Origin of the sequence: Mesorhizobium sp. M7A.F.Ca.MR.362.00.0.0, assembly GCF_004023175.1 — a bacterium.
Classification (GTDB): domain Bacteria; phylum Pseudomonadota; class Alphaproteobacteria; order Rhizobiales; family Rhizobiaceae; genus Mesorhizobium.
The window spans coordinates 30,409-42,295 of record NZ_RZTF01000005.1 but is presented as its reverse complement, the minus strand read 5'-3'; the positions used below and the strand labels follow the sequence as shown (position 1 = coordinate 42,295).

Genomic DNA, 11,887 nt, shown 5'->3' with positions numbered 1-11,887 from the left:
GGCGGAGCGGCCTTTCGCGGCGCCGAGCTTGGCGGCGATGGTCCTGGCGACCTGCCGACGATCGTCGGCATCGACGGTGATCGACGCGATCAGCCTGTTGTGGGCATGAAAGGGCCGCGTCGAGAATTTAGCCGGCAAATCCTGCCAGGTCGGCAGATCGACCATGTCGACCGCCCCGGGTGCGGCGATCTGCGGAATGCCGCGAGCGCCGGCATTCTCCAGCCGGTCGGTACCGGAACTGACGACGGAACCCGCGAGATGATTGGTAATTTCCTGCAGGCTGAAGTCGAACACCGCGCAAAAATGGTCCTGACCGGCAATCGATTCGAAGGCGCGGCCGCCCATTCCGGTGGTGTGGAAGACGGCAACGTCATAGCCGCGCTGTTCCAGCGCCGGCTTCAGCGTCTTCATGTAGCGCAGGCAGCTGCTGCCGAGCGAGGTCATGCCGATGGTCGGGCCGATTGCCGGAGCCGACATGCGGGCCTCCAGCACAATCCTGGCCGCGCCGACGACCGCACCACAGGCCTGTGACAGGACCAGCCTGCAGATCGAGTTGAGGCCGTACAGCCCGCCCGCCCAGAGGATCATCATCAGGTCGGGCGCGACGCGCTCGGGCGGGATGAGATGCGAATAGGCGATGGTCGAGACGACGAATTTCGGCACACCGAGCGGCAGGGAAAGCGCCACGTCGAGCGCCAGATCTGTCCCCATCGAACCGCCGATGGCGATGAAAGCGTCGATCTCGCCGTTTTGATGGAGCTTGCGCACCAGCTGCACCGCGCCGCCGGCCATCAGCGTCATGGCGGTGTTCTCATCACCGCTCGAGACGATCTCGGCGATCGTCACATCCACGGCCCGGGCCACGGCATGCTTGTCGTGGTCCGGGCTGTAGGGCGGGTCGCCCAGCACGCTGACATCCATCATCACGGCGCTGCCGCCTGACTGCTCGATGCACTGTTTCATGAACAGCAGCTCTTCGGCCTTTGTGTCGCCCGTGCCGATGACCAGGATGCGGGGCGCTGTCTCCGAGGGCATCAGGCCTGCCTCCTCAAGATTTGCAGGTTTTCGCCGTTGAGGCGCATGGAAATCTCCCGTGCCGCCTCCCTCACGGCAAGTCCCCGCTCCGTGATCGCGGCTGCCGTCGTTCTGGCCTTTGGCGCCGCCACCGCGATGGTGCCGAGCGCAAAGCCATCCGCCCCGCGGATTGCCGCCGCGACGCTGATCACACCTTCCTCATAGCCTTGGTCGCAGATCGAATAGCCGCGCTCGCGCGTCTCGCTCATGGATCTTGAGATGGCGGCCGGCTCGATCAGCGTATGGGCCGTGAAAGCGTCGAGCGAACCCGTCAGGCACGCCTTGACGGTCTCGTCGCGGGCGAAGGCCAGATAGGCGATGCCCGACGCGGTCGAATGCAGGGGCAGCAATTGACCGATGTCGATGTTGACCCGGTTCGCCCATGCCGGATGCTCGACATGAACGGTGACCAGCCTGTCGACGCCGAATTCCGACAAATGCACGGTCTCGGCCGTCGATGCTGCCAGGTCCCGCACCAGCGGAACAGCTGTCTGCAGGAAAGGAAAGCGCGCTTCGCGGATGCGCGCCAGCCGCGACAGGCCGGCGCCGAGGCGATAGTGCCGCGTGCCGATATCCTGCTCGACAAAACCATGGCCGGCCAGCGCAACCAGCAGCCGCCGTGTCGTCGCCTTGTCGAAGCCCGAGCGGCGCGCCAGATCGGACAGGCCGAGCTCGGGCTCGTCGACGCTGAACAGCTCCAGAAGCGAGATCGCTTTTCCGACCGTACTCAAATTTGCCTCCCGGTTCGGGATAATCATTTAACGTGTGAATTAACTTGACAGGCATCGGCATTGTTTGCAAGTCTATATTCAAAATAGCGGTTCAAATAATGAACCAACCGCCAGAGTGCATGGGACAGGCCATTTGGCCGGCGAACTCAAGGGTTTGCAAACAGGAGGGATCGATGACAGCAGTTGCAGAACAGGCGCCGGCCAACAGGCTGCGCAAGAACAGTCTTGGCGTCGGCGCCATCACCTTCATGGTGATTTCGGCGGCCGCCCCGCTCACGGCCGTCGCCGGCGGCACGCCGCTCGGCATGCTGATGGGCAATGGCGCCGGCTTTGCGGGCACCTATTTGATCGTCACCATCCTGCTGCTTTTGTTCGCGGTCGGCTATGTCGCCATGTCACGCCATGTCGGCAATGCCGGCGCCTTCTATGCCTATGCCGCGCGCGGCCTCGGCAGCATGGCCGGCGGCGCCACGGCGCTGATCGCCATCCTGTCCTACAATGCCATGCAGATCGGGGTCATGGGCCTGCTCGGCGCCGCGACGTCAGGCCTGTTCGCCGGCTGGGGCATCAACCTGCCCTGGTGGGTGTGGAGTTTCATCGCCATCGCGCTGGTCGCCGTGCTCGGCTATCGGCAGGTCGACCTCTCCGCCAAGATCCTGACGGTGCTGGTGCTGTGCGAATATCTTGTGGTGCTGGTCCTCGACATCGCCATCCTCAAGACCGGCGGCGATAGCGGCCTGTCGGCGGCGCCGTTCAGCTGGAGCCAGATCGTCAGCGGCTCGCCGGCCATCGCCATTCTGTTCTGCTTTGCCGCCTTCATCGGTTTCGAGGCGACGACGATCTATGCCGAGGAAGCCCGCGATCCAAAGATCACCATTCCGCGCGCCACCTATTTTTCGGTCGTGCTGATCGGTGTCTTCTACATGCTCACGGCATGGCTGATGGCAGTCGGCGCCGGTGTCGACAAGCTGCTGCCGACGCTGCAAGGGCTGCAGGATCCGACGACCTTCTTGTTCGGCCTGTCGGATCGTTACGCCGGCACGATGCTGTCGCAGGCGATGAGCATCCTGTTCGTGTCGAGCCTGTTTGCCGGCGTGCTGGCGTTCCACAATGCGGTTGCGCGCTATATCTATGTCTCGGGCCGCGAAAAACTGTTGCCGCAGACGATTGGCGTGACGCATGCGGTGCACCAGAGCCCGCATGTCGCTTCCGTCATCCAGAGCGTGCTCGCCGCAATCGTCGTCGGCCTGTTCGCCGTGCTCGGCCTCGATCCGGTGCTGGCGCTGTTTTCGTGGCTGACCAATGTCGCGACGCTCGGCGTCATCGTCATGATGGCGGTGGCATCGCTTGCCGTGGTGATGTTCTTCCGCGCCAACCCGGCAGCCCAGGAGAACGCGCTGAAGACCACCATCCTGCCCGGGCTGACCTTCATCGCTTTCGTCATCATCATCTACCTGATCGTGATCAATTTCGGCAGCCTGTCCGGGGCCGGCGGTTTTCTCGGTGTGTTCCTGCCGGGGCTGGTGCTGATCGCCGCGATCGTCGGCCTGTTGCTGGCCAGCGCGCTGAAGAGCCGCGATCCCATAGCCTTCGAAAACCTCGGCCAGCCGCTGAAAGATTGAGAAAAGCAAAGGGGCGGCGTGCCACGCCGCCCCTTACACCAAGGGGAGTGGCGGATTTGAGCTTTGCCGAAAATATCACCGTCGAGGCATTGGAAGCCGATCCGTACCCGATCTACGCAGAGCTCAGGCGCAGTGCGCCTGTCGCTTTCGTGCCGGCGGTCAATCTGTGGTTCGTCACCCGCTGGAAAGATGTCGAGACGGTCGCCAAGTCGCCCGACATCTTCTCCGCCGTCGTCGGCTCGTCGCCGGTCGAGCGCTCCTTCGGCAAGCCCACCATCCTGACCACCGATGGCGAGACGCACAAGCAACTGCGCCAAGGCGTCGACCCGAAATACCGGCCGCGCACAGTCGCCGCCTATGCCGGCGACCTCGTGCGGTCGATTGCCGAACCTTTTCTCGATCGGATCGCCAACCAGGGTTCCGCCGAGCTGATGGCCGACTATTTCGAGCCGGTGTCGACGCTCAGCCTGGCGCGCTCGCTCGGCCTTGCCGACATCGACATGCCGACGCTGCGCCGCTGGTTCTATGGCCTTGCCCAGGGCGCCATCAATTTCGAGAACGACCCGAAGCGGCAGGAGATCGCCGACGCGATCAGTGCCGAGGTCGGCGACGCCATCTTGCCGACGCTGGAAAGGCTTGTCCACACGCCGGATGATTCCGCGCTGTCGCATATGCTACATGACGGCATGCCGGAGGGCACGACGCGGCCAATCGATTTTTTGATGCCAAGCATCAAGGTCATCCTGCTTGGCGGCATGCAGGAGCCCGGACATGGCGCCGGCTCGATCCTGGCCGGTCTGCTGGCCCATCCCGAACAGATGCGGCAGGTGCTCGCCGATCCCGAGACCTTCGTGCCGAAGGCGGTCGACGAGGGCCTGCGCTGGGTGGCGCCGATCGGCACGCAGACGCGGCAGACGACGCGGGCGGTGGAGCTTGGCGGCGTGACGATCCCGGCCGGCGCCGCGGTCGCCGCACTCGTCTCCTCGGCAAGCCGCGACGAGAGCCGCTTTGCCGATCCCGACCGCTTCAACATCAACCGCGACGAAGGCAATCATGCCGCCTTCGGCTTCGGCCATCATTTCTGTTCGGGCCGGTTTTTCGCACGCGAGCAGATGTGCCTTGCGGTGAGGCTGTTGCTTCTGCGCTTCCCCCATCTCAGCCTTGTGCCTGGCAAGGAGCCGGTGTTTCGCGGCTGGGAATTCCGCGCGCCAACCACATTGCATGTTTCCCTGGGAGTCCGTCACCCATGATCAGTCAGAATGCCATCGACACGCTGCGCAGGACGGAGATCGGCGCACGGGGCCTGTTCATCGATGGCGTGCAGATCGAGGCAACAAGCGGCGCAAGCCTGCCGGTGACGTCGCCGATCGACGGCCGGCCGTTCGCCAGCATCGCCGACGGCAACGCCGCCGATATCGACCGCGCCGTGAAGTCGGCGCGCAAGGCGTTCGAGAAGGGCTCGTGGTCGCGATCAGCGCCGGCCTTTCGCAAGAAGGTGCTGACGAAATTCGCCGAGCTGGTCGAAAAGCATGCCGACGAGCTCGCCGTGCTCGGCGTGCGCGACAATGGCACCGAGATCGGCATGGCCTACAAGGCCGAACCGCTCTCGGCGGCAGGCACCATCCGCTACTATGCCGAGGCGATCGACAAGGTCTATGGCGAGATCGCGCCGACGGCCGACAATGTGCTGGGACTGATCCACAAGGAGCCGCTCGGCGTCGTCGGCGTCATCGTGCCGTGGAATTTCCCGCTGATGATCGGCGCCTGGAAGATCGCGCCCGCACTTGCCGCCGGCAATTGCGTGGTGGTCAAGCCGCCGGAGATCGCTTCGCTGACGCTGCTGCGGTTGGCCGAATTGGCAAGCGAGGCCGGACTTCCCGCCGGTGTGCTCAATGTCGTCACCGGCCGTGGCGCGGTCACCGGCGAAGCGCTCGGCCTGCATATGGATGTCGACGCCATCGCCTTCACCGGCTCGGGGCCGGTCGGCCGACGGCTGCTCGAATATTCCGCTCGCTCCAATCTGAAGCGCGTCTTCCTCGAACTCGGCGGCAAGTCGCCCAACATCGTCTTTGCCGATGCTCCCGACCTGAAACAGGCGGCCGTCCTCTCGGCCAACGGCATTTTTCGCAATTCCGGCCAGGTCTGCGTCGCCGGCTCGCGCCTGCTCGTTCAGGCGTCGGTCTATGACCGTTTTATGGACGAACTTGTCGCGGCAACCACGCGGCTGAAAGTCGGCGATCCGCTCGATCTCACTAGCGATGTCGGCGCCGTGTCGAGCGCCGAACAGCTGGATAAGAACCTCGGTTTCGTCGCCAGGGCGACGGAAGAGGGTGCCCGTCTCGTCACCGGCGGCAAGCGGATTCTCACCGAGACCGGCGGCAGCTACATGGCGCCGACGATCTTCGAGAATGTCACGCAAGACATGCAGCTTGCCCGCGAGGAGGTGTTCGGGCCGGTGCTCGGCGTCATGCGCTTCGAGACCGAGGAGGAGGCGGTGCGGCTTGCCAATTCGACCGTCTACGGGCTCGCCTCGGCGGTGTGGACATCAAACCTCTCCACAGCACACCGCATGGTGCGCGCCATCAATGCCGGCGTCGTCCACGTCAACACCTACGGCGGCGCCGACATCACCGTGCCGCTCGGCGGCGTCAAGCAGTCCGGTTTCGGCCGCGACAAGTCGCTTCACGCGCTGGAGAAATATTTGGAACTGAAGACGGCGTGGATCGCGCTTTGAGCCTAGCGTCAGCGCCGGTTTTTCCGAGAGTCCGATCTTACTTCCGAAGCGCAGCGGATCGCATCGTAGCCCGCGGCGATCGATTCAATGGCGTCTCGTTCTCACTCACGCGAAAATTTTGAGAGAATATTCCCGGCTTTGGCGAGAACGGCGAAAGGCGTTCTTTGATAAACTTGATAGAATTTCTGAGGATGTGACCAAGGCTAGGCAATCCGCCTCGCTGCCATGACTTCACAACCACAGAGATCAATCATGTCCGACTTCAAGAACACTTTGCCATCTTCCCCGGGGTCAACCGTCAACCGGCGCAGTGGCCTTGCTCTGCTGTTCGCCTCGGCCGTGGCGATCGGCAGCCTGATGGCGCCCGGCGCATCGTTCGCCGAGGACAAGAAGGCGATCAAGGTGGGTATCATCAGCGGTGAGGACGAGGATGTCTGGCGAGTCGTCGTCGCCCAGGCCGCCGAAAAGGGCCTCTCCATCGAAACCGTGGTGTTCAACGACTACACCCAGCCCAATGAGGCGCTGGAGCGCGGCGAAATCGACGCCAACGCCTTCCAGCACCAGCCCTATCTCGACAACCAGATCAAGACTCAAGGGTATCATATCGTGCGCGTCGGCTATACCGGCGTGTGGCCGATCGGCCTCTACTCGAAGAAGTACAAAGCAGTCGCCGACCTGCCCGAGGGCGCGGTCGTCGGCGTGCCGAACGATCCATCCAATGAAGGCCGTGCGCTGCGCGTGCTGCAGAACGAGGGCGTGATCAAATTGAAGGACGGCACCGGTATTCTGGCCACCACCGCCGACATCGCCGAGAACGCGAAGAAGGCGGTGATCAAGGAGCTGGACGCCGGCATTGTGGGCCGCTCGGTCGAGGATCTCGACGCGGCGGTGGTCAACACCGACTGGGCGCTGAAAAGCGGCCTGACGCCGGAAAACCGCATCGCGCAGGAGCCGATCGCCGACAATCTCTACCGCAACTTCATCGCGGTGAAGGCTGGTAACGAGAACGAGGCCTGGGTGAAGACGCTGGTGGCCTCCTATCAAAACGAGGCGGTGAAGGCCGAGTTCGACAAGGTCTACAAGGGCACCGGCCTCAGCGCCTATTGATCCGATCGTCGACCGGAAGCCCGGTTCGAGAGCAACAGCGGTCCGCGCTCAGGCGCGGGCCGCGATTGCGTTTTCGGGAACAGGAACAATCATGAACCAGCATATCACGGCATCCGGAGAAACCGCCGATCCGACCCATGGCCGGCCCGACGCGTCTCAGGACGTCGTGCGCCTCGTCGAGCTGAAGCGCCGCTTCGGTGTGACAGCGGCGCTCGACGGCATCTCGCTGACCGTGCGCAAGGGCGAGATCCTCGGTATCATCGGCCGCAGCGGCGCCGGCAAGTCGACGCTGATCCGCTGCCTGAACGGGCTGGAACGGCCTGACTCCGGCGAGGTGTTCATCGAAGGCCGAGAGATCAGCCGGCTTGGCGAGCGCGAGCTGCAGCCGCTGCGGCGGCGCATCGGCATGATCTTCCAGCATTTCAACCTGCTGTCGGCCAAGACCGTCGAAGACAATGTGGCGCTGCCGCTGAAGATCGAGGGCCGCTCGAAGGCCGAGCGACTGAAGCGCGCCGCCGAACTGCTCGACCTCGTCGGCCTGTCCGAGAAGGCAAAAGCCTATCCGGCGTCACTGTCGGGCGGCCAGAAGCAGCGTGTCGGCATCGCCCGGGCGCTGGCAGCACGCCCGGCGCTGCTCTTGTCGGACGAAGCCACCTCGGCGCTCGATCCGGAAACAACGCGCTCCATCCTCGCCCTTCTCAAGGACATCAACCGGCAGCTTGGGCTGACCATCCTTCTGATCACCCATGAGATGGAGGTGGTCCGCTCGATCGCCGACCGCGTTGCGGTGATCGACGCCGGGCGCATCGTCGAGCAAGGGCCGGTCTGGTCGGTGTTTGCCGACCCACAATCAGACATCACCAAAAGCCTGCTCGGCGCCATCCGGCCGCAGCTGCCAGCCGAACTGGCGGCCCGGCTGCTGCCGGCGGCCGGCGCGGAGACGATCCTGCGCGTCGACGTGGCCGGCGATGCGGCACGCGGCCCGTTGCTGTCCGACCTTGCCACGGCTGTTCCAGGCGCCTTCCGCCTCATCCACGGCGGCATCGACCATATCCAGCAGCAGCCCGTCGGCACGCTGTTCCTGTCTGTTCCCGGCAGCGGTGCAAATCATCTCGCTGACATCATCACATTCCTGAAGACCCGCCAGGCGCGGGTGGAGGTGCTTGGCCATGTCGCCGATCCTGTTTGAACTTCTGCTGCGTTCGATCTGGGAAACCGTCCTGATGACAGCCGCCTCCGGCCTCATCTCGCTGGTCTTCGGCCTGCCGCTCGGCCTGGCACTGATCGCCACCGAACGCGGCGGGATTGCCGAAAGCCTGTGGGTGAACCGGGCGCTCGGCGCCGTCATCAACGGCTTCCGTTCGGTGCCCTTCATCATCCTTCTGGTGGCACTGATCCCGGTGACGCGGCTGATCGTCGGCACCTCGATCGGCACATGGGCAGCCATCGTGCCGCTATCGATCGCCGCCACGCCCTATTACGCGCGCATTGCCGAAGTGTCGTTGCGTGAGGTCGACCGTGGCTTGATCGAGGCGGCGCGCGCCATGGGCGGCAACCGCTGGACGATCATCCGCGAGGTGCTGGTGCCGGAAGCCCTGCCCGGCATCGTCGCCGGCTTCACGGTGACGCTGGTGACGCTGATCGGTGCCTCGGCCATGGCCGGCGCCATTGGCGCCGGCGGCCTCGGCGACCTCGCCATCCGCTACGGCTATCAACGATTTGAGACGTCCGTCATGATCGCGGTGGTCATCGTGCTGATCATCCTGGTCTGCGGCATCCAGTGGGCGGGGGACCGGCTGGTGGCGAGGCTGGATCGGCGAGGGTGAAAGACTGGCTGATGGCACGGCCGCGTACGGGATAGGCGGAGGCCTCCCCGCCACCAAACCGTCTGACGCCCGGCTTCACCCGCCAAAGCTGCCCAGCCGGGTCGGCTGCGTATAGCTGCGGTCGACATAGAGCAGGGCCGAGCCGCCGCTGCCGTGCCGGACATCGATGACGCGGCCGATCATGACATTGTGCGTGCCGACGACATGAACAGTCTCGATCTCGCAATCGAAATTGACGATCGCATCCGACAGCGCCGGCGTACCGGAGGTCAGCGTCTGCCAGCGTGCGGCGGAGTAGCGCGCTTCCATGTCCCTGGTTGCGCCGGCAAATTTTCCCGCCAGGTGCATATGGTCATGCGTCAGCACGTTGACGCAGAAGCGCCGGTTGGACAGGAACATGGCGGCCTGCGTCGAGCGCCCGTTCATGCACACGAGCAGCGTCGGCGGCTCGTCGGAGACGCTGCACATGGCGGTGGCGGTGAAGCCCCCACGCCCGGCCGGCCCATCGGTGGTGACGATGTTGACCGGCGCGCAGACCCTCGCCATGGCGTCGCGGAAATCGGCTTTCGAAATCTGCGTGGCCATCTGGTTTCACTCGGCCGTTGAGACAAGCGGATTGAACCAGGTATCGCCCGTCCAGCCATTCTCGTCATAGTCGGCCATGCAGGTGTCGACGAGCTCTTCCATCGCCTTCAGCCGCCCGCCGCGTTCAGCGCCCTTCAGCACCTGCAGCCGCACCTCTTCCGGCGCGCCGGCATAGTTGAGCTCGTAGAGCGCGTGGCGGCCGCCGAACTCGGTGCCGGTCGCGTCCCACAAAAGCTTCATGATCTTGATGCGCTCGATGTGGCCCATGTCGTTGGAGCCACGCACATATTGCGCCAGATATCTGTCGATCTCGGGGTTGTTGAAGTCGCGCACCGACGACGGCAGGTAGATCAGCCCGGACGCGATCACCCGGCGCACGGTGTCGATGACACGCGGATAGGCTTCCGACATGAAGGTGCGGTAGGCGAGCGCGGCTTCCAGATTGGGCAGCACCGCGCCATTCGCCCACGGGATCGGGTTGTAGGCCATGGCGTTGGAAAAGCTCCAGAACATGTGCCTGAGCGCGATAACCTCGCCCAGTGCCGCCTGGTTGCCGCGGAAAGCATCGCCGCCCGTGGCGCGCAGCGCCTTGGCCAGCAGGCCGGCGAGGAAATCGAGCTTGACGGCGAAACGCGTGCAGCCCTGGAAGCAGTAGCCATGCATGAAGCCGGATGCCGGATGGAAGGACAGGATTTTCTGCGCATCGCGCAGCACCAGCACGTCCTCCCAGGGGATGAAGACATGGTCGAGCACCAGGATCGCATCGTTCTCGTCGAAGCGCGACGACAGCGGATAGTCGAAGGGCGCCGCCACCGTGTTGGCCGTCTGCTCGTAGGAGACGCGGCAGAACATCTTTATCCCCGGCGCATTCATAGGCACGATGAACATCACCGACAGCGACGGATCCTCAGTGATCGTCGCCGAGCCCTGCGCCAGGAAATTGTAGTGGGTCAGCGCCGAGGACGTCGCCACCACCTTTGCGCCGGAGACATAGATGCCGGCATCCGTCTCCTTGGTGATGTGGACGAAGACGTCCTTCACCTGTTCGGCCGGCTTGTGGCGGTCGATCGGCGGATTGACGATGGCATGGTTCATGAACAGTGCGGCTTCCTGCGCACGTTTGTGCCAAGACAGCGCATTGTCCTTGAACGGCCCGTACCAGTCGGCATTGGCGCCGAGCGTGTTCATCAGCGCCGCCTTGTAGTCGGGCGTCCGCCCCATCCAGCCATAGGACATGCGCGACCACTCGGCGATCGCCGTCTGCTGGGCGGCGAGTTCGCCAGAGGATTTGGCAACGCGGAAATATTTGTGGGTGTAGCCGCCCGAGCCGGTGTCGGTCGGCGAGGTCAGCGTGTCCCGTCGCAGGGGATCATGCAGCGCATCGTAGAGGCGCGCCAGCGACCGCGCCGAATTGCGCATCGACGGGTGCGTGGTGACATCGGCAATGCGTTCGCCATTGATATAGACCTCGCGGCCGTCGCGCAGGCTCTCCAGATACTCAGCCCCGGTGAACGGGCGTGCCTTATCAGTGCGGAAGTCTTCTGATCGCATGATGGTCCTCCTCTTGAGTCGCAACACTAGCGCCTTGGACAGGCATCGGTTATGGACGGAACGGCAAAACCGATTGGACTTTTTCAGGCGCCATGAGCCAGAATTCCATTCCCGACTTCTTCGTCTATGGCGAGCCGGTGAGGCCGCTCGATGTCGGTTTTCTGCATGTCGAGACGGTGCTTGCGCGCAGCAACATCCATCTTGGTCAGGTTGCGGCGCACAAGCATCCGCAGATGGGCCAGATCACCTACTGGACCAGCGGCTCCGGTACCTACCGTATCGAAGACCGATCCTGGGACTTTTCGGCGCCTGCCGTCAGCTTCGTGCCGAGCGCTGTCGTGCATGGCTTCTCGATCGGACCCGGCACCGACGCCATCGTCGTCTCGGTCGCCGACGGCGCGCTCGCGGCCATCGCCGCTCACAGCCTGCTGCCGCTGGACAGGCCGGTCTTTGCCGACGGTCTGCCACGACACGCAGCGTGGGCGAGACTGGCGGCGGTGCTGGAGATGATCGCCGCCGAATATGCCGAGGCGCAAGCCGGCAATGACAGGGTCCTGCCGGCGCTGATCGCCGTCGCACTCTCCCATATTGCGCGCCTCAGCCCCGGCGTGACCGCCTCCGCCGCCTCTTCCAATGCTTCGCTGGCGCGGGGCCTGC

The 11,887-nt window shown here is 64.2% G+C and carries 10 protein-coding genes and 1 pseudogene (1 of these 11 cut by a window edge); 7 read left to right on the top strand and 4 right to left on the bottom strand.

The genetic code is table 11. The features are described 5' to 3' along the window. Together EOC06_RS01535 and EOC06_RS01530 are read right to left on the bottom strand one after the other, a co-directional pair. The coding region (locus tag EOC06_RS01535) for a Tm-1-like ATP-binding domain-containing protein (protein WP_245469278.1) at positions 1 to 1,035 on the bottom strand (1,035 nt) is incomplete at its 3' end. Next, entirely contained in the window at positions 1,035 to 1,805 is a 771-nt protein-coding gene (locus tag EOC06_RS01530) for an IclR family transcriptional regulator (RefSeq protein ID WP_128306902.1), read from the bottom strand. The genes EOC06_RS01535 and EOC06_RS01530, both read right to left, overlap by 1 nt. Positions 1,806 to 1,978: 173 nt before the next feature. On the opposite strand from EOC06_RS01530, the gene EOC06_RS01525 reads away from it, so the two are divergent. The 6 genes from EOC06_RS01525 (at position 1,979) to EOC06_RS01500 (ending at position 9,094) form a co-directional block, all read left to right on the top strand. Continuing rightward, positions 1,979 to 3,427: an APC family permease gene (locus tag EOC06_RS01525; protein ID WP_128306901.1), complete on the top strand. Its 1,449-nt coding sequence runs from the start codon at positions 1,979 to 1,981 to the stop codon at positions 3,425 to 3,427. Positions 3,428 to 3,483: 56 nt separating this feature from the next. Further along, a complete protein-coding gene (locus EOC06_RS01520) occupies positions 3,484 to 4,677 on the top strand; it encodes a cytochrome P450 (RefSeq protein WP_128306900.1) in 1,194 nt (397 codons plus the stop codon). Further along, positions 4,674 to 6,161 carry an aldehyde dehydrogenase gene (locus EOC06_RS01515; RefSeq protein ID WP_128306899.1) on the top strand — a complete coding sequence of 496 codons (1,488 nt, stop codon included), beginning with the start codon at positions 4,674 to 4,676 and terminating at the stop codon, positions 6,159 to 6,161. Before EOC06_RS01520 ends, EOC06_RS01515 begins: the two co-directional genes overlap by 4 nt. A gap of 252 nt (positions 6,162 to 6,413) precedes the next feature. Continuing rightward, positions 6,414 to 7,268, top strand: coding sequence for a MetQ/NlpA family lipoprotein (locus EOC06_RS01510; RefSeq protein WP_128306898.1), 855 nt, complete (start codon positions 6,414 to 6,416; stop codon positions 7,266 to 7,268). Positions 7,269 to 7,359: 91 nt separating this feature from the next. Then, on the top strand, positions 7,360 to 8,457 hold the full coding sequence (locus tag EOC06_RS01505; RefSeq protein WP_128306897.1) for a methionine ABC transporter ATP-binding protein: 1,098 nt from the start codon (positions 7,360 to 7,362) through the stop codon (positions 8,455 to 8,457). Next, a complete protein-coding gene (locus EOC06_RS01500; RefSeq protein WP_127266743.1) occupies positions 8,438 to 9,094 on the top strand; it encodes a methionine ABC transporter permease in 657 nt (218 codons plus the stop codon). Before EOC06_RS01505 ends, EOC06_RS01500 begins: the two co-directional genes overlap by 20 nt. 75 nt (positions 9,095 to 9,169) lie before the next feature. On the opposite strand, the gene EOC06_RS01495 is transcribed toward EOC06_RS01500, so the two are convergent. Both EOC06_RS01495 and EOC06_RS01490 read right to left on the bottom strand, forming a co-directional pair. Next, positions 9,170 to 9,679: a flavin reductase gene (locus EOC06_RS01495; protein ID WP_128306896.1), complete on the bottom strand. Its 510-nt coding sequence runs from the start codon at positions 9,677 to 9,679 to the stop codon at positions 9,170 to 9,172. A gap of 6 nt (positions 9,680 to 9,685) precedes the next feature. Next, positions 9,686 to 11,230, bottom strand: coding sequence for a 4-hydroxyphenylacetate 3-hydroxylase N-terminal domain-containing protein (locus EOC06_RS01490; protein WP_128306895.1), 1,545 nt, complete (start codon positions 11,228 to 11,230; stop codon positions 9,686 to 9,688). Positions 11,231 to 11,322: 92 nt separating this feature from the next. Here EOC06_RS01490 and EOC06_RS01485 point away from each other — a divergent pair. After that, positions 11,323 to 11,887: pseudogene (locus tag EOC06_RS01485) on the top strand (helix-turn-helix domain-containing protein); it runs 285 nt beyond the window's last position.

What these genes read in the sequence shown, in the direction of transcription:
- EOC06_RS01525 (WP_128306901.1), top strand. Translation starts at nt 1,979, where the DNA reads ATGACAGCAGTTGCAGAACAGGCGCCGGCCAACAGGCTGCGCAAGAAC.
- EOC06_RS01515 (WP_128306899.1), top strand. Translation starts at nt 4,674, where the DNA reads ATGATCAGTCAGAATGCCATCGACACGCTGCGCAGGACGGAGATCGGC.
- EOC06_RS01510 (WP_128306898.1), top strand. Translation starts at nt 6,414, where the DNA reads ATGTCCGACTTCAAGAACACTTTGCCATCTTCCCCGGGGTCAACCGTC.
- EOC06_RS01505 (WP_128306897.1), top strand. Translation starts at nt 7,360, where the DNA reads ATGAACCAGCATATCACGGCATCCGGAGAAACCGCCGATCCGACCCAT.
- EOC06_RS01500 (WP_127266743.1), top strand. Translation starts at nt 8,438, where the DNA reads ATGTCGCCGATCCTGTTTGAACTTCTGCTGCGTTCGATCTGGGAAACC.
- EOC06_RS01495 (WP_128306896.1), bottom strand. Translation starts at nt 9,679, where the DNA reads ATGGCCACGCAGATTTCGAAAGCCGATTTCCGCGACGCCATGGCGAGG.
- EOC06_RS01490 (WP_128306895.1), bottom strand. Translation starts at nt 11,230, where the DNA reads ATGCGATCAGAAGACTTCCGCACTGATAAGGCACGCCCGTTCACCGGG.